Below are 17,114 nucleotides of genomic sequence, written 5' to 3' on the forward strand. Positions count from 1 at the left end.
GCTTTCAGACGGCCTATAATAGGGAGGCCGTCTGAAACCATGCTTCCGAGCGATAAAACATGAGTAATCCGAAAACCGCCCGATCTGTTGGGCTGATAGCGGTAATGCTGGTGCTGGCTGCCTGCAACGGCCAACCTCAGCCCGAACTGAGTGCGTCCGAAATTCAGGCGCAGGAAGCGGCCACCGTTATCGAAGAAGACGGCAAAGACTACACTGCGCCGGCCGATGTGCCGGAAGACGATGCGTCTGCCGCATCGGCCGAACAGACAACCGCCGCTTCTGCCGCTTCCACCGCATCGTCGGAAGGCCAACCCTAAACCCAACTCCGCCTGCCGCATAACAGGCCGTCTGAAAGGAAAAACGTGACCCGTTTCCAGACCGAACCCGCCCTGCCGCATGACCGGCAGCCGCAAACCGCCGTCCTCCTCATTAACCTCGGCACACCGTCCGCACCCACTGCGGAAGCCGTCCGCCCCTTCCTGCGCGATTTCCTGTCCGACCAGCGCGTCGTCGAACTCAAGCCCGCCCTGTGGCAGCCCATATTGCGCGGCGCAATTTTGCCTTTCCGCGCCAAAAGCAGCGCGGCAAATTACAAAAAAATCTGGCTGAAGGAAGGCTCGCCGCTCTACATTTACAGCCGCCGCCAGGCCGATGCCTTGGCGCAACGCCTGCCCGGCGTGTTGGTGCGTCCGGCCATGACATACGGCCTGCCCGGCGTGGCCGACACCATGGCCGAACTCAAAGCGCAGGGCGTTACCCGGATTTTGGCCGTCCCGCTTTATCCGCAATACGCGTCCTCCAGCAGCGGCGCGGCATTGGACCAAGTGTTCCGCGCCATGTTGCGCCAGCGCAACCAAGTCGGGCTGCGTACCGTCCGCAGCTTCTATAACCATCCCGCCTACATCGAGGCACTGCGCCAACAGGTTTCCGCCTATTGGCAGCAGCACGGCAGGGGAGGGCACTTGATGATGAGTTTTCACGGCATCCCGCAGGCGCATCACGACGCGGGCGACCCCTATCCCGACGAATGCGGCGAAACCGCCCGCCTGCTTGCCGCCGCACTCGGTTTGGACAAGCAAGAATATACCGTCTCCTTCCAAAGCCGCTTCGGGCGCGGACGCTGGCTGGAACCGAGCACGCAAGACCTTTTCATCAGCCTACCGAAAAACGGCACCGACCGGTTGGACGTTATCTGTCCCGCCTTCGTCAGCGACTGTTTGGAAACCATGGAGGAAATCGCCATTGCCGGACGTGAAACTTTTCATGCCGCAGGCGGGCGCGAATTCCGCTACATTCCCTGTCTGAACGACAATCCGGCTTGGATAGACGCTTTGGAAACTTTGGTCAGGGAAGAAGCCGCCGGCTGGCTGTAAGGCATAAAAAAGGCCGTCTGAAAACCTTGCAACGGGTTTTCAGACGGCCTTTGTTATTGGCCGAACGGATTTTTACATGCGCTCAATCATCGCTTTGCCGAAGGCGGAGCAGGAAACTTCGTTGGCACCGTCCATCAGGCGGGCAAAGTCGTAGGTTACCTGTTTGTCGCCGATGGCTTTTTCCATCGCTTCGATTACCAAGTCGGCCGCTTCTTTCCAGCCCAAGTGCCGCAGCATCATTTCTGCCGACAGAATCAGCGAACCGGGGTTCACTTTGTCTTGTCCGGCATACTTCGGCGCGGTGCCGTGGGTGGCTTCGAAAATGGCGTATTCGTCGGAAATGTTCGCGCCCGGGGCGATGCCGATGCCGCCGACTTGTGCCGCCAGCGCGTCGGAAATGTAGTCGCCGTTCAGGTTGAGGGTGGCGATGACGCTGTATTCGGCGGGACGCAGCAGGATTTGCTGCAGGAAGGCGTCGGCAATCGCATCTTTAACGATGATGTCTTTGCCGGTTTTCGGGTTTTTGAATTTGCACCACGGGCCGCCGTCGATCGGCTCTGCGCCGAATTCTTTTTGCGCCAGTTCATAGCCCCAGTCGCGGAAGCCGCCCTCGGTGAATTTCATGATGTTGCCTTTGTGCACCAGGGTAACGCTCGGTTTGTCGTTGTCGATGGCGTAGCGGATGGCGGCGCGAACCAGGCGTTGCGTACCTTGTTTGGAAACGGGTTTGATGCCGATGCCCGAGGTTTCGGGGAAGCGGATTTTCTTCACGCCCATTTCGTTTTGCAGGAAGTCGATGACTTTTTTGCAGTTTTCGCTTTCGGCTTCCCATTCGATGCCGGCATAAATGTCTTCGGTGTTTTCACGGAAGATTACCATGTCGGTTTTGCTCGGGTCTTTCAGCGGCGAGGGCACGCCGTTGAAGTAGCGCACGGGGCGCACGCATTGGTAGAGGTCGAGTTCTTGGCGCAGCGCGACGTTGAGCGAGCGGATGCCGCCGCCCACGGGCGTGGTCATCGGGCCTTTGATGGATACGGAATACTCTTTCAGTGTGTCCAAGGTTTCCTGCGGCAGCCAAACGTTGTCGCCGTACACTTTGGTGGCTTTCTCGCCGGCATACACTTCCATCCAGTGGATTTTTTTCTCGCCACCATAAGCCTTGGCAACCGCCGCGTCGATTACGTCGATCATGACGGGCGTGATGTCCACGCCGATGCCGTCGCCCTCGATGAAGGGGATAATCGGATTGTTGGGAACGGCCTGGCCCGGAATGATTTTTTTGCCTTCCGCCGGTACTTTGATATGACTCATGGTGTCTCCTAAAACAGTTGATCATTTTCTTTTGAAACGCATATCGGCACGGATACGCGTGCCGTGCGATTATGCTTGATTTGGTAAACTTTTGCTAGGGCGCGCCAACAATTACTTGTTACCATACGCCCTTCGAATCATATCTGTTTAAAGGAAACAAAAATGGCTTTTCAAGACAATCTGGCCGTCATGCCCGACATTTCCCGCCTGAGCGGGCTGGACGTATGCGGTGAAAACGGCGGCGTCCTCCACCACATTCCGGCCGCGCCGGGCAAACTCGGTTCGTTAAAGCTGTATAACGCATTGGCCGAACGCTTCGACGGCATATTGGACGGCGAAGCGGCGGAGCAGGGCTTGGAATGGTTTGCCGAACATGTTGCCGACGCGCAGGCCAATCCCGGTAAACATCCGAACATCGACCTGCTGTTCAAAGTGAAAAACGAAGGTTTGAAATTGCGGCTCCGTCCGCTTGTTGCCGACTGACGATGCAGAGGCCGTCTGAAAAACGGAACGACGTTTTTTCAGACGGCCTCTTTTTTAGATTTGCAGACACCTGCCGCAATCGGCCGTAAGCCGTTTTCAGACGGCCTCTAATCATATGGATGGCGGCGGCAACACTTTAGGCCGTCTGAAAAACAAAACAGCCGGCTCATTTGCAGCAGCAGAGAATTGCCCGCCGCCGGCAAACGGCCTATAATGCCGCCTTTACAAATCTTCACAGCAAGCCGCACCGGATTTACGGCAGCGGCTTTGCCGTATCTGCACACATCAAGGAATCTGAATGTCCGCACCGAAATCCCCCACCACCGATTTGGTTTACCGCCTCGAAGACAAACCGCCGTTCGCCAATGCGCTGCTCAGCGCGGTAACGCACCTGCTGGCGATTTTCGTCCCCATGATTACCCCCGCCCTGATTGTCGGCGGCGCATTGAAACTGCCGTCTGAAATGACCGCCTATCTGGTGTCGATGGCGATGGTCGCTTCCGGCGTGGGCACTTATTTGCAGGTGAACCGCTTCGGGCCGGTCGGTTCGGGGCTGCTGTCCATCCAATCGGTGAACTTTTCTTTTGTCGGCGTGATGATTGCACTGGGCAGCGGCATGAAAGAGCAGGGCATGGACACCAACGCCATGATGTCCGCGCTTTTGGGCGTGGCCTTTGTCGGCGCGTTTCTGGTGGTCGGTTCGGCCTGGCTGCTGCCGTATCTGAAAAAAGTGATTACGCCCACCGTCAGCGGCGTGGTGGTGATGATGATTGGCCTGAGCCTGATTAGCGTGGCAATTACCGAATTCGGCGGCGGATTTGCCGCGTTGGGCAACGGCACCTTCGGTTCGATGCAGAACATCGGGTTGGCGGCGTTCGTGCTGCTCGTGGTGCTGGTGTTCAACTGCATGAAAAACCCGCTGCTGCGGATGAGCGGCATCGCCGTCGGCATGGTGGCGGGCTATATTGCCGCGCTGGTAATGGGCATGGTCGATTTCTCCGTGCTGCAAAACCTGCCTGCATTCACGCTGCCCGTGCCGTTCAAATACGGCTTTGAATTCCATTGGACGGCGTTTTTCGTGGCCGGACTGGTGTACCTGCTCAGCATTTTTGAAGCCGTGGGCGACTTGACCGCCACCGCCATGGTGTCCGGCGAAGACTACGAAGGCGAAGCGTTCAGACGGCGTTTGCGCGGCGGCGTGCTGGCCGACGGGCTGGTGTCCGTGATTGCCACCGCACTCGGCTCGCTGCCCCTGACCACCTTCGCGCAGAACAACGGCGTGATCCAGATGACCGGCGTCGCCTCTCGCCATGTCGGCAAATTCATCGCCGCCATTTTGGTGCTATTGGGGCTGTTCCCCGTCGTCGGCCGCGCCTTCACCACCATCCCCAGCCCCGTTATCGGCGGCGCGATGGTGCTGATGTTCGGCCTGATTACCGTGGCCGGCGTGCGCATCCTGATGAGCCACGGCATCAACCGCCGCGAAATGGTGATTGCCGCCACCTCCATCGGCCTCGGCCTCGGCGTGAGCTTCAAACCCGAAGTGTTCGGCCAACTGCCGCTGAAAGAGCTGTTCCAAAACCCCATCTGCATGGGCGGGCTGGCCGCGCTGCTGATGAACCTCGTGATGCCGGACGACAACGCAAGCCGCGTCTATCTCAGCGACGATTTGGAAGTGTAAACCCGTTTCAGACGGCCGGAACCGGCGGCGTTGTGCGTATAATGGCGGAGCGTGGCGACAGGAATGAAAAGCAGCCTGCACAATCTGTTTTCCTTGCAGAACCCTTAACCCGAACAGCCGCCCCGTCCTCTCTCCCGTGGGAGAGAGCAAGAGAGAGGGCAACGAGCCGCAAGGCTTGCCCCCGATAACAAAAATGAACCCGCCCGAAAAACTATTGACTGCCGACAACCCCGCCCTGCGCCAACGTGCCAAAGCCATGCGTCAAGAAATGAGTGAGGCGGAAGCGAAATTGTGGCAGCACCTGCGGGCAGGCCGTCTGAACGGCTATAAATTCCGCCGCCAGCAGCCGATTGGAAACTATATTGTTGATTTTATGTGCGTAACGCCCAAGCTGATTATCGAAGCAGACGGCGGACAGCACACAGAACAAGCCGCATACGACCACGCGCGGACGGCATATCTCAACAACCTGGGCTTTACCGTGCTGCGTTTTTGGAACCACGAAATTTTGCAGCAGACAAACGACGTACTGGCGGAAATCCTGCGCGTGTTACAGGAATTGGAAAAGCAGCCTGCACGGTAGCAGATGGCTGATTTTGATTGGATTTTGAAAATTATAGGATACAGGCTGCCTGAATTGAGCATTTATAAAGGTCGTCTGAAAAGTAAAAAGCAGCCTGCACAACCTGTTTTCCTTGCAGAACCCTTCATCCCAACAGCCACCCCGTCCTCTTTTCCCGGGGGAGAGAGCTAGAGAGAGGGCAACAAGCCGCAAGGCTTGTATTTTAGGAGATTTAGGTGTTGGGAAAGATTGCTGCCATTCGGGAGAATGCCCTCTCCCCAGCCCTCCCCCACGGGGGAGGGAGCAGATTGCAGCAGGTTTCACGGTTGCTGGCGATTTGAAAAGCAACTTGGGTTTGCAACCGTTGATTTAAGGTCGTCTGAAAAGCAAAAAACAGCCTGTACAACCTATTTTCCTTGCAGCCCCCTTAATTCTAACAGCCGCCCCGTCCTCTCTCCCGTGGGAGAGAGCAAGAGAGAGGGCAACGAGCCGCAAGGCTTGTATTTTGAGTGGTTGGAGTATTGGGAAAGGTTGCCGAAATTCGGAGAATGTCCTCTCCCCAGCCCTCCCCCACGGGGGAGGGAGCAGGTTGCAGTAGGCTTTACGGTTGCAGGCGGTTTGAAAAGCAACTTAGATTTACTGTCTTTGATTTCAGGTCGTCTGAAAAGCAAAAAAGCAGCCTACACAACCTGTTTTCCTTGCAGAACCCTTAATCGCAACAACCGCCCGTCCTCTCTCCCGTGGGAGAGAGCTAGAGAGAGGGCAACGAGCCGCAAGGCTTGTATTTGGGCGGTTAGGGTGTTGGGCAAGGTTGCTGAAATTCGGGGAATACCCTCTCCCCAGCCCTTCCCCACGGGGGAGGGAGTAGATTGCGGCAGATTCAAGCGTTGCAGGCCGTCTGAAAAAGAACGCCTGGAACATCAACGGAAGGAATTTTTCAGGTAGTCTTATCACAAGGCAGATGGAACAAACGCCGCGAGCGTTTTTTCAGACGACCTTTGAACCCATCGGTAGGGTGTGTGCCGCAAGGCACGCACGCGGTGGGTTGGGGTTGCAGGGAAATGGAGAACGCGTGCGTGCATACCGCACGCACTCTATATGCGGGTTACGGCTTGCCAATGTTTTAGATAATTAAACGGTTTGTATTGGGTTTCAACCCAATCTATACTTGCTTTATTGTTCATTTTTTATGAGTTAGGAGAATTTATTTATGGCGGGAATTTCGCATGAAGAAGCTAGTAAGTGGGCAACAAAAGAAACAATTGTCGGGGTTATGCTTGGATTATTTATCGGGGTTCCTGGAACGTGGGCAATACGAGATGGTTTATATCAAGACAACAAGGAAGACAAACGTGAATTGCAAAGCAAACTTGACACCTGTCAGGAACGAAAAATAGGATTAGCAAACTCAATACAGAACGATTATGTACGAAAAGAAGAGTTGAATCGCTGTCAGCAAGATTATGTTCAAAAATCAGATCAAAACCAAAGAATAAAAGATGAAAATATAAAACTTTTATCTCAATTGCAAAACAAAACCGCATGTTTACAAAGACAACAGCAATTACAGAAACAATTAAATGACATAAATAAAGAAATCCAATCTGGAGTTCCAATAGGATTTTCCCCGCGTTTACTTTCCGAACAAGAACGAAATGAACGAAAAGTCGAACGAGAACAACTTGTAGAACAGTTAAAGCAAATCAATTGTCAATAATTTCCAAAGAAAGACCCACCCATGCCCAAACGTACCGACCTAAAATCCATCCTTATCATCGGCGCCGGCCCTATCGTTATCGGTCAGGCCTGCGAATTTGACTATTCGGGCGCACAGGCCTGCAAGGCTTTGCGTGAAGAAGGCTATAAAGTCATTCTGGTGAATTCCAACCCCGCCACGATTATGACCGACCCTGAAATGGCGGATGTTACCTACATCGAGCCGATTATGTGGCAGACGGTGGAGAAGATTATCGCCAAGGAGCGGCCTGATGCGATTCTGCCCACGATGGGCGGCCAGACCGCGCTGAACTGTGCGCTCGATTTGGCGCGCAACGGTGTGCTGGCGAAATACAATGTCGAATTAATCGGCGCGACGGAAGACGCGATCGACAAGGCGGAAGACCGCGGCCGCTTTAAGGAGGCGATGGAGAAAATCGGCCTCTCCTGCCCAAAATCTTTTGTCTGCCACACGATGAACGAAGCCTTGGCAGCGCAGGAACAGGTCGGCTTCCCGACGCTGATTCGTCCGTCGTTCACGATGGGCGGTTCGGGCGGCGGCATTGCCTACAATAAAGATGAGTTTTTGGCGATTTGCGAACGCGGTTTCGATGCGTCGCCCACGCATGAGCTGCTGATTGAGCAGTCCGTCCTCGGCTGGAAAGAGTACGAGATGGAAGTGGTGCGCGATAAGGCCGACAACTGCATCATCATCTGCTCGATTGAAAACTTCGACCCGATGGGCGTGCATACGGGCGACTCGATTACGGTTGCGCCGGCGCAAACGCTGACGGATAAAGAATACCAAATCATGCGCAACGCTTCGTTGGCAGTATTGCGCGAAATCGGCGTGGACACGGGCGGCTCGAACGTGCAGTTTGCAGTAAACCCTGAAAATGGCGAGATGATTGTGATTGAGATGAACCCGCGCGTGAGCCGTTCTTCCGCGCTGGCTTCCAAAGCGACGGGCTTCCCGATTGCGAAAGTGGCGGCGAAACTGGCGGTCGGCTTTACGCTGGACGAGTTGCGCAACGACATCACCGGCGGCCGCACGCCCGCGTCGTTCGAGCCTTCCATCGACTATGTCGTGACCAAAATCCCACGTTTCGCGTTTGAAAAATTCCCCGCCGCAGACGACCGCCTGACCACGCAGATGAAATCGGTGGGCGAAGTGATGGCGATGGGCCGCACCATTCAGGAAAGTTTCCAAAAAGCCCTGCGCGGTTTGGAAACAGGCTTGTGCGGCTTCAATCCGAGAAGCTCCGACAAAGCGGAAATCCGCCGCGAACTGGCCAACCCCGGCCCAGAGCGTATGCTGTTTGTGGCAGATGCGTTCCGCGCGGGCTTCACACTGGAAGAAATTCACGAAATCTGCGCCATCGACCCTTGGTTCTTGGCGCAAATCGAAGACTTGGTGAAAGAAGAGCAGCAGGTAAGTGCAGGCTGCCTGCAAGATTTGGACTTCGCCGCCTTACGTCGTCTGAAACGCAAAGGCTTCTCCGACAAACGCATCGCCCAGCTTTTGGGCGTAAAAGAAAAAGAAGTGCGCGAACACCGCTACGCGCTGAACCTGCATCCCGTCTATAAACGCGTCGATACCTGCGCCGCCGAGTTTGCCACCGAAACCGCCTACCTCTATTCCACTTACGAAGAAGAATGCGAAGCGCGTCCTTCCGACCGTAAGAAAGTGATGATTCTCGGCGGCGGCCCGAACCGCATCGGTCAAGGTATCGAGTTTGACTACTGCTGCGTGCACGCCGCGCTCGCCCTGCGCGAATCGGGCTTTGAAACGATTATGGTGAACTGCAACCCCGAAACCGTGTCCACCGACTTCGACACCAGCGACCGCCTGTATTTCGAGCCGCTGACGCTGGAAGACGTGTTGGAAATCGTCCGCACCGAAAACCCGTGGGGAGTGATTGTGCATTACGGCGGTCAAACTCCGCTGAAACTCGCCAACGCGCTGGTTGAAAACGGCGTGAACATCATCGGAACGTCCGCCGACAGCATCGACGCCGCCGAAGACCGCGAACGCTTCCAAAAAGTGTTGAACGACTTAGGCCTGCGCCAACCGCCCAACCGCATCGCCCACAACGAAGAAGAAGCCCTCGTCAAAGCCGAAGAAATCGGCTATCCGCTGGTCGTGCGCCCGTCTTACGTCCTCGGCGGCCGCGCCATGCAGGTCGTCCACTCCGCCGAAGAGCTGCAAAAATACATGCGCGAAGCCGTGCAGGTATCCGAAGACAGCCCCGTGTTGCTCGACTTCTTCCTGAACAACGCGATTGAAGTCGATGTGGACTGCGTTTCAGACGGCAAAGACGTCGTTATCGGCGGCATCATGCAGCACGTCGAACAGGCAGGCATCCACTCCGGCGACTCCGGCTGCTCGTTGCCGCCCTACTCGCTCAGCGAAGAAATCCAAGACGAAATCCGCCGCCAAACCAAAGCCATGGCGTACGCGCTAGGCGTGGTCGGCCTGATGAACGTACAGTTTGCCGTGCAGGACGGCGTGGTGTTCGTGTTGGAAGTAAACCCGCGCGCCAGCCGTACCGTCCCCTTCGTCTCCAAAGCCACCGGCGTGCCGCTCGCCAAAGTCGGCGCACGCTGCATGGCGGGCATTTCCCTGCAAGAGCAAGGCGTGGAAAAAGAAGTCGTTCCCGATTTCTATGCCGTTAAAGAAGCCGTGTTCCCCTTCATCAAATTCCCCGGCGTGGACACCATCCTCGGCCCCGAAATGCGCTCCACCGGCGAAGTGATGGGCGTGGGCGAAACCTTCGGCGAAGCCTACCTCAAAGCCCAGCTCGGCGCAGGCGAACGCATGCCCGCCACCGGCAAAATCTTCCTTTCCGTGCGCGAAGAAGACAAGCCGCTTATCGTGAAAACCGCGCAAAACTTCCAAGCACTCGGCTACGGCGTTTGCGCCACACGCGGCACGGCAGGCTACCTGAAAGAGCACGGCGTGGTAGTGCAGGCGGTCAACAAAGTGCCCGAAGGCCGCCCGCACATCGTAGACGCGATTAAAAACGGCGAAATCGCGCTGGTGGTGAACACCGTGGCCAGCAGCCCGCAGTCCGTGGCCGACAGCCACAGCATCCGCCGCAGCGCCCTTAACCAGCGCGTGCCGCAATACACCACCGTGGCCGGCGGCGAAGCCATGAGTGAAGGTGTGAAGAACCTGAATTCAACCAATGTGTACAGCGTGCAGGAGTTGCATGCACGGTTGAAGGCGCGGAAGTAAAGGGCATTTGGAGGTAATGCAGCAAACAGCCTGCACTCCGGTTTAACGAGTGCAGGCTGTTTTCGATAGTGAAAGGCCGTCTGAAAATCATCTTTCAGACGGCCTTTGATATTACAGGCGATATGAAGGCTTGGCCGGTTCATCATTCCAGCTTATATTGACCCGTTTATTTAGGAAATCACCAAAAATAGAATGTGTGGCAAAAACCATGCTCATGGTTCATGGGTATGCAGGTTGTGGTTTGCTGCACTACCTCTCAGTACAAGCCATTTTGAAATTCAAAGTGAAATTGCGTTCGCTGCCATATTCATCAGCCGTCTCAAACCCGTTTTGCCGCATTAAATCGCGCAATTCGGCGCGGCTTGGTTTATCAGGATCGCCTGCAGTTTCGGAAACTGACAGCAGCCCGTCAGCACGAAGCAGCCTGCGGAACTCTGCCAAATATTCATCTTGGTTGGCGACTTCGCCCAACACGGTAATCAGCACAATGCGGTCAAACGATTGATCGGGAAAATCAAAATGCGTACCGTCGCACAGATAATAATCCACGTTATCGATATGTCGACGACGCAAACGTTTTTCGGTATAAGCCAACATTTCCGGCTGTATATCCGCTGCCACCAATCGTCCTTGCGGAACCGATTGCGCCAGTGTCGGGCTGAAATAACCCGCTCCGCAGCCTACTTCTAAAATGCGGTGGTGTGGCGCAAGGTACAGCCGTTGCACGATTTGTTGCGGCGAAAGCGCCCAGTTGCGCAAAGGAATCAGCAGCGTGAATGCAAGCTGATGTGGGAAGATTTTGCCTTTTTGCGTAAGTCCCTGCCAAATACCTTTGAGCGTTTTAAACATAAGGGCTCCTTTGGGTAATGTTGTTTTGCCGTGTGCCTGCACAATATACAGTATAAAAATAGTGTGCGTTTTTTCCTAATTATTATGAAAAGCAGCCTGCACTTTGATTTTTGAAAGTGCAGACTGCTTTTGATAGAGAGGCCGTCTGAAAATTATTTTTCAGTCAACTTTGAGATTACGGGCAATATGAAGGTTTCATTGGACCATGACCCAAGCAGGGATACAGGTTAAGGCTTGTTATGATTCCAATTCTTCAAACAGAATACTTTCGATATACCAAATTGCTTGACCGAAATTAGAAATAAGCTGCTCACCTTGTCTTAAAAAAGACTGATTTTCATCTATTCCAGCAAGTTTTATTGCCTCTTCAATTTTTGAGCCGGTAGGATGCGCATCTCCAAGCCTCATATCATAAACACCAACAATGACACCAAAAATCTTATGGGCATAATCTTCTCCAATTTTTTGAGCTACGATGTTTTGTAATAATTTATTAGAACCTAGTTTGTTTTTATCCTTGTGGTTAGATAATTCACGAAGAGCCTTAACATTAAGTCTATCGGTAAAAATACGAACCAAGTCTTTTGCCAGCCTTAATAATGATGTTCTATCAGTACTTGAAAAACGTGAAATCTGCTGCAAAAGCTCTGAATCATTGATGTCATGAGAAAATAAATCAACATTCAACTTCTGTTTAAAACTTGCTTCCAGCATTCGCATAACTTTAAATAACAAGTCTTCAACAGCATGGGTAGATGCTGGCTGAACTCTAACTTGAGAAGCTAATAATTCACTGGAGACCTTCCCTTCGGGGACAACATTATGAGCTGACCAAATATGCTGCTCCCATGATGGCAGTTTAGCAACATCATAGGCATACACTGTGATTAAATCAGCGCTGTTAATTCCAAAATGAGTACGATAACCCGATGTAGAACAAATACATCCTGTCTCTGCAGTGTACCACTCCAAAGAAAATCCACGATGTTTAAGCAACTCATTCACAACACTGGAGCGAAACCATAACCATCTACCAACATCTTCATTATCTAATTCGGTAGAAGGCATTCTTGTTCCATCAGTTTCTACGATAAATTTTGGAAGATTTGGATCTTTATCGTAGCGAACGCGGGTACTTATACCTTGATGTTCGATCCATTCGTCTCTCCAAAACTCTCCTTCTACTCTTATTCCTCTATAACCATCATAAATACCTTGAGAACTTTCTGACTCAGTATTTTCATTAGTCTCGGGACCCATCACAGGAGCATCATCTTCTTCATCTATATCAGTTCGCCATACACGAAATGCTCCCCAACTTCCACCATAAATATCATTTAAACTACGAATAAGCAATTCAAATCGCCCTTGATCTCGCTCTTCTTGGTAACTTTCCAAGCCTACATATCCACTATTTTCAATTTCTTCAACGATTTCTACTCGTTGGCGATAATAAGTAAGACGAAGAGAAAGATTTCTTGCTGCTAAATAATCAATCAAGAATTCCTTTTTAATCTCAATCTGCACATGATTACCCTCACCATCAAAAGACTCGCGAATCACTTCAACAAAATCTTCCTCTGGTCGAACCCAGCTATTTTTTTCCTTGATTAATCTAAGAGCTACTATTAAATCTGGATTTATAATCCACTTCCTTCCTCCTATAACAGGCTGAGGATGGTCAAAAATAAAATGTACGCCCACGGGTTCTTTTTCGTTCCATGTGTACTGATCGATTGTTTTATAATGTCCACTATCAAAAGCATACGGATGCACATCTAAAATTATTCCTATATCCGACCACTCTAACGTTTCAGCTAACTCTTTATATTCAGGAGGGAAGGCGAGTGAATTACATCCAAAAAATTCAGACATATAACCAATATCTTGCACATTTCCCTTTTCACTTTTGCAAATTGCTCTCAATGGAATCCAAGTAGAATTGACAAATTTACGGCGAGTTTCTTTTGTTTGTAAAATCCAATCTTTAGTCATCATTAATTTTTCCTGCACTATACTAAATATAAAAAAATTAGAATTTCTAAAAAAGGTCGCCTGAAAATGAAACTGTTCAGACGACCTTTTTACTTATATTTATGAATCTTATCCTGCTAGTTTTGTACTAACCCAGCCTTCCACGCTTCCCAGCATTTCAGGCAGTTTCGCAGCATCCGTCCCCCCGGCCTGTGCCAAATCCGGTCTGCCGCCGCCTTTGCCGCCGACTTGTTCGGCTGCGAATTTGACCAAATCGCCAGCTTTCACTTTGTTTGTCAGCGGTTTGGATACGCCGGCGCACAGGGAGACTTTGCCATCGTTTACTGCCGCCAAAAGAATCACGGCGTTGTCGGATTTGCCGGTTAAATCGGTAACGATTTCGCGCAGGGCGGCTGCGTCGGCTTCGATTTGGGCGGCGACGAGTTTGGCTGCGCCCAAGTCTTTGGCGTTGTCCAAAAGTTTGGCACCTGCGTGGACGGCGAGTTCGGCTTTGGCTTTTGCCAACTCTTTTTCCAAGGCTTTGGTGTTTGCGGCGTTGGCTTGGATTTTGGCGAGCACGTCTTTTTCGGTTTGGGCTTTGACTTCGGCGATGATATTTTTCATCAGGCTTTCTTGGTTTTGCGCCCATGCCAGCGCGGCAAGGCCGGTAATGGCTTCTACACGGCGGATGCCTGCGGCGATGCCGCCTTCGCTGATGATTTTGAAGAAGCCGATGTCGCCGGTGCGGGCGACGTGGGTGCCGCCGCACAGTTCTGTGGAGTAGTCGCCCATGGTGATGACGCGGACGAAGTCGCCGTATTTTTCGCCGAAGAGCATCATGGCGCCGGATTTTTGCGCGTCTTCAATGGACATGGTTTCGACTTTGACGGGTACGTTGGCGATAATCGCGGCGTTGACGCGGCGTTCGACTTCGGCGATTTCTTCCGCGCTGATGCCTTGCGGATGGGAGATGTCGAAGCGGGTCAGCTCGGCGTTTTGCAGGCTGCCTTTTTGTTCGACGTGTGTGCCCAAAACATCGCGCAGGGCTTTGTGCATCAGGTGGGTAACGCTGTGGTTGCGCATGATGCTGTCGCGGATATCGTTGTCGATTTCGGCGGATACGGCATCGCCCACTTTCAGACGGCCTGATACGACTGCGCCGAATTGTCCGTGTACGGCGGCTTTGATTTTCTGCGTGTCTTCGACGCGGAAGCGGTTTTCGCCTGCGAAGATAAAACCTACGTCGCCGACTTGGCCGCCGCTTTCGGCGTAGAACGGGGTTTGTTCCAAAACGACTACGCCGGCTTCGCCTGCTTGGAGTTCGTCCACGGCTTCGCTGCCTTTGTATAAGGCGATGATTTTGGTGTCTTGGCTGCGTTTTTCGTAGCCGGTGAACTCGGTGTCTGCGCCTGCGTAATCCAGTTGCGCGTTGGCTTTGAAGTTTTGTGCGGCGCGGGCGCGGGCGCGTTGGGCTTCCATTTCGCGGTTGAAGCCTTCTTCGTCCAAATCGATATTGCGTTCGCGGCAGATGTCGGCGGTCAAATCGTATGGGAAGCCGTAGGTGTCGTAGAGTTTGAAGATGATTTCGCCGTCCAGTTTGTTGCTGCCTTTGGTCAAGGCGTTTTCCAGCAAAGCCATGCCGGTTTCCAAAGTTTGGGCGAAGCGGCTTTCTTCGTTTTTCAGGGCTTCTTCGATTTGGGCTTGTTTCTCTTTCAACTCAGGATACGCGTCGCCCATTGCTTTGACCAAATCGGGCACGAGTTTGTAGAAAAACGCCTGTTTTTGACCGAGTTTGTAACCGTGGCGCACGGCGCGGCGGATGATGCGGCGCAGTACATAGCCGCGGCCTTCGTTGGACGGCATCACGCCGTCGGCAATCAGGAAGGAGCAGGAGCGGATGTGGTCGGCAACGACTTTCAGGCTCGGTTCGTCCATGCTGAACGGCGCACCAGTTTCGCGGGCAACGGCTTTGAGCAGGTCTTGGAACAGGTCGATTTCGTAGTTGCTGTGGACGTGCTGCATCACGGCCGCCATGCGCTCCAAGCCCATGCCGGTATCGACGGACGGCTTGGGCAGCGGGTTCATATTGCCTTGTTCGTCGCGGTTGAACTGCATGAACACGCAGTTCCAAATTTCAATCCAGCGGTCGCCGTCTTCTTCAGGGCTGCCGGGAATGCCGCCCCAGATTTCTTCGCCGTGGTCGTAGAAAATTTCGGAACACGGACCGCAAGGGCCGGTGTCGCCCATCTGCCAGAAGTTATCAGATGCGTATTTCGCGCCTTTGTTGTCGCCGATGCGGACGATGCGCTCGGCAGGCATACCGATTTCGTTCAGCCAGATGTTGTAGGCTTCATCGTCTTCGGCATACACGGTCGCCAAGAGTTTGTCTTTGGGCAGGTTAAGCCATTCGCGGGAAGTGAGGAATTCCCAAGCGAAGTGGATGGCGTCGCGTTTGAAGTAGTCGCCAAAGGAGAAGTTGCCCATCATTTCAAAGAAGGTGTGGTGGCGGGCAGTGTAGCCGACGTTTTCCAAGTCGTTGTGTTTGCCGCCTGCGCGCACGCATTTTTGTGCGGTGGTGGCGCGGTTGTAGGCGCGTTTGTCAAAGCCGAGGAACACGTCTTTAAACTGGTTCATACCGGCGTTGGTAAACAGCAGCGTCGGGTCATCGTGCGGTACGAGGCTGGAAGAGCGGACGATGGTGTGGCCTTTGGATTCGAAGAATTTTAGGAATTTTTGGCGTAGTTGGGTGGTTTTCATTGTGGTCTTTCAAAACGGTTTTCAGACGGCCTGATGCGGACAGGAAAGGCCGTCTGAAAAGTGTGCTAAACAGAATAAATCAAAGCCGTGCATTTTATAGCACTTCCCCCTAAAAGCCTATCCCGCCTTATCTTTTGCAGCGCAATCCCGTAAAATGCGCGTTTCTTTTTTCAGACGGCCTTTTGCCATGCTCAGCTACCGACACGCCTTTCACGCCGGCAATCATGCCGACATGCTCAAACATTTCGTCCTTTGGCTGGTGTTGGATTACTTCAACCGCAAAGACAAACCCTATTGGTACATCGACACCCACGCCGGTGCGGGTTTGTACGACCTATCGGGCGGCGAAGCGCAAAAAGTGGGCGAATACCGCGACGGCGTCGCCCGCCTGACGGCGGCGGAAAAACTCCCCGACACGCTTTCGGCCTTCCGCGCACGCCTGCAGGCCATGCTGCCGCAGGCCGGCCTGTATTGCGGCTCGCCGTGGCTGGCGCAGGCAGAAACGCGGGAAACCGACAAACTGCGCCTGTTCGAACTGCATCCGGCGGATTACCGGCATCTGCAAAACAATATGGAAACGGCGGGCTTGAAACGGCGCGGTATCATCAGGCAGGAAGACGGCTTCCAAGGCCTGATTGCCCTGTTGCCGCCGCCGACCCGCCGCGCCGTGGTCTTAATCGACCCGCCGTACGAACAAAAACAAGATTACGCCCGCATCGCCCACACATTGAAAGAAGCGCGCAAACGTTTCGAACAGGGCTGTTATCTCGTTTGGTATCCCTGCCTGAGCCGCGAGGAGAGCCGAAAACTGCCCGAACAACTGCAAAAGCTTTCGCCCGACAATTTCTTGCAGGCCGAGTTGTACGTCAAACAGCCCGCCCGAGACGGCTTCGGTATGCACGGCAGCGGGATGTTCGTCATCAACCCGCCTTACCTGCTGGCGGAACAGTTGCGCGACAGCCTGCCGGTTCTGACCGAGCTGCTGGCACAGGATGCGGGTGCGCGTTTCGTATTGGAATACCGAGGATGAGGATAAGGACGGAGGCCGTCTGAAAAAAAAGAAAACCGCCCAAAAGGGCGGTTTTTCATATCTTGCCGAATTAGCGTTGTGCAGACTGCACGGTGGGTTTCAACAAATGGAGACCTTTGCAAAATTCCTTTTCCTCAGCA

Annotated in this window: 12 protein-coding genes; 8 read left to right on the forward strand and 4 right to left on the reverse strand. The window is 53.3% G+C overall.

Translation table 11 applies throughout. From position 1 onward, the window contains the following. Positions 1-59: 59 nt before the first annotated feature. Both HMPREF3107_RS03975 and hemH read left to right on the forward strand, forming a co-directional pair. The gene (locus HMPREF3107_RS03975) at positions 60-317 is read left to right on the forward strand and encodes a hypothetical protein (RefSeq protein WP_141742825.1); all 258 of its coding nucleotides are present in this window, start codon (positions 60-62) and stop codon (positions 315-317) included. Positions 318-362: 45 nt separating this feature from the next. Next, the gene (gene hemH, locus HMPREF3107_RS03980) at positions 363-1,373 is read left to right on the forward strand and encodes a ferrochelatase (protein WP_070453769.1); all 1,011 of its coding nucleotides are present in this window, start codon (positions 363-365) and stop codon (positions 1,371-1,373) included. A 72-nt stretch (positions 1,374-1,445) separates the two neighbouring features. Here hemH and icd read toward each other — a convergent pair whose 3' ends face one another. Then, positions 1,446-2,684, reverse strand: coding sequence for an NADP-dependent isocitrate dehydrogenase (icd, locus tag HMPREF3107_RS03985; protein WP_041961321.1), 1,239 nt, complete (start codon positions 2,682-2,684; stop codon positions 1,446-1,448). A 162-nt stretch (positions 2,685-2,846) separates the two neighbouring features. Here icd and HMPREF3107_RS03990 point away from each other — a divergent pair, with 162 nt between their 5' ends. The 5 genes from HMPREF3107_RS03990 (at position 2,847) to carB (ending at position 10,364) form a co-directional block, all read left to right on the forward strand. Further along, a complete protein-coding gene (locus HMPREF3107_RS03990) occupies positions 2,847-3,167 on the forward strand; it encodes a DUF2322 family protein (protein WP_070453771.1) in 321 nt (106 codons plus the stop codon). Between the two features lie 298 nt (positions 3,168-3,465). Then, the gene (locus HMPREF3107_RS03995) at positions 3,466-4,848 is read left to right on the forward strand and encodes a nucleobase:cation symporter-2 family protein (RefSeq protein ID WP_070453773.1); all 1,383 of its coding nucleotides are present in this window, start codon (positions 3,466-3,468) and stop codon (positions 4,846-4,848) included. A 193-nt stretch (positions 4,849-5,041) separates the two neighbouring features. After that, positions 5,042-5,431 carry an endonuclease domain-containing protein gene (locus HMPREF3107_RS04000; RefSeq protein ID WP_070453774.1) on the forward strand — a complete coding sequence of 130 codons (390 nt, stop codon included), beginning with the start codon at positions 5,042-5,044 and terminating at the stop codon, positions 5,429-5,431. 1,189 nt (positions 5,432-6,620) lie between these two features. Next, on the forward strand, positions 6,621-7,127 hold the full coding sequence (locus HMPREF3107_RS04005; RefSeq protein WP_070453776.1) for a hypothetical protein: 507 nt from the start codon (positions 6,621-6,623) through the stop codon (positions 7,125-7,127). A 21-nt stretch (positions 7,128-7,148) separates the two neighbouring features. Continuing rightward, on the forward strand, positions 7,149-10,364 hold the full coding sequence (gene carB / locus HMPREF3107_RS04010; RefSeq protein WP_070453778.1) for a carbamoyl-phosphate synthase large subunit: 3,216 nt from the start codon (positions 7,149-7,151) through the stop codon (positions 10,362-10,364). Between the two features lie 249 nt (positions 10,365-10,613). Here carB and HMPREF3107_RS04015 read toward each other — a convergent pair whose 3' ends face one another. The 3 genes from HMPREF3107_RS04015 to alaS all read right to left on the reverse strand — a co-directional run bounded on the left by HMPREF3107_RS04015 (position 10,614) and on the right by alaS (position 15,944). Beyond that, positions 10,614-11,213 carry a class I SAM-dependent methyltransferase gene (locus HMPREF3107_RS04015; protein WP_070453780.1) on the reverse strand — a complete coding sequence of 200 codons (600 nt, stop codon included), beginning with the start codon at positions 11,211-11,213 and terminating at the stop codon, positions 10,614-10,616. A gap of 237 nt (positions 11,214-11,450) precedes the next feature. Then, positions 11,451-13,211, reverse strand: a complete 1,761-nt coding sequence (locus tag HMPREF3107_RS04020) for a hypothetical protein (protein ID WP_210391388.1) — start codon at positions 13,209-13,211, stop codon at positions 11,451-11,453. A 105-nt stretch (positions 13,212-13,316) separates the two neighbouring features. Then, positions 13,317-15,944 carry an alanine--tRNA ligase gene (gene alaS, locus HMPREF3107_RS04025; protein WP_070453782.1) on the reverse strand — a complete coding sequence of 876 codons (2,628 nt, stop codon included), beginning with the start codon at positions 15,942-15,944 and terminating at the stop codon, positions 13,317-13,319. Positions 15,945-16,131: 187 nt separating this feature from the next. Here alaS and HMPREF3107_RS04030 point away from each other — a divergent pair, with 187 nt between their 5' ends. Further along, positions 16,132-16,974, forward strand: coding sequence for a 23S rRNA (adenine(2030)-N(6))-methyltransferase RlmJ (locus HMPREF3107_RS04030; protein WP_070453785.1), 843 nt, complete (start codon positions 16,132-16,134; stop codon positions 16,972-16,974). The last annotated feature ends 140 nt before the right edge of the window (positions 16,975-17,114 follow it).

The organism is Neisseria sp. HMSC31F04, assembly GCF_001807735.1.
In the GTDB taxonomy this organism is placed as follows: Bacteria; Pseudomonadota; Gammaproteobacteria; order Burkholderiales; family Neisseriaceae; genus Neisseria; species Neisseria elongata.

Excerpts from the sequence above, each read along its gene's own strand:
- HMPREF3107_RS03975 (WP_141742825.1), top strand. The coding sequence starts at position 60 with ATGAGTAATCCGAAAACCGCCCGATCTGTTGGGCTGATAGCGGTAATG.
- icd (WP_041961321.1), bottom strand. The coding sequence starts at position 2,684 with ATGAGTCATATCAAAGTACCGGCGGAAGGCAAAAAAATCATTCCGGGC.
- HMPREF3107_RS03990 (WP_070453771.1), top strand. The coding sequence starts at position 2,847 with ATGGCTTTTCAAGACAATCTGGCCGTCATGCCCGACATTTCCCGCCTG.
- HMPREF3107_RS03995 (WP_070453773.1), top strand. The coding sequence starts at position 3,466 with ATGTCCGCACCGAAATCCCCCACCACCGATTTGGTTTACCGCCTCGAA.
- HMPREF3107_RS04000 (WP_070453774.1), top strand. The coding sequence starts at position 5,042 with ATGAACCCGCCCGAAAAACTATTGACTGCCGACAACCCCGCCCTGCGC.
- HMPREF3107_RS04005 (WP_070453776.1), top strand. The coding sequence starts at position 6,621 with ATGGCGGGAATTTCGCATGAAGAAGCTAGTAAGTGGGCAACAAAAGAA.
- carB (WP_070453778.1), top strand. The coding sequence starts at position 7,149 with ATGCCCAAACGTACCGACCTAAAATCCATCCTTATCATCGGCGCCGGC.
- HMPREF3107_RS04015 (WP_070453780.1), bottom strand. The coding sequence starts at position 11,213 with ATGTTTAAAACGCTCAAAGGTATTTGGCAGGGACTTACGCAAAAAGGC.
- HMPREF3107_RS04020 (WP_210391388.1), bottom strand. The coding sequence starts at position 13,211 with ATGATGACTAAAGATTGGATTTTACAAACAAAAGAAACTCGCCGTAAA.
- alaS (WP_070453782.1), bottom strand. The coding sequence starts at position 15,944 with ATGAAAACCACCCAACTACGCCAAAAATTCCTAAAATTCTTCGAATCC.
- HMPREF3107_RS04030 (WP_070453785.1), top strand. The coding sequence starts at position 16,132 with ATGCTCAGCTACCGACACGCCTTTCACGCCGGCAATCATGCCGACATG.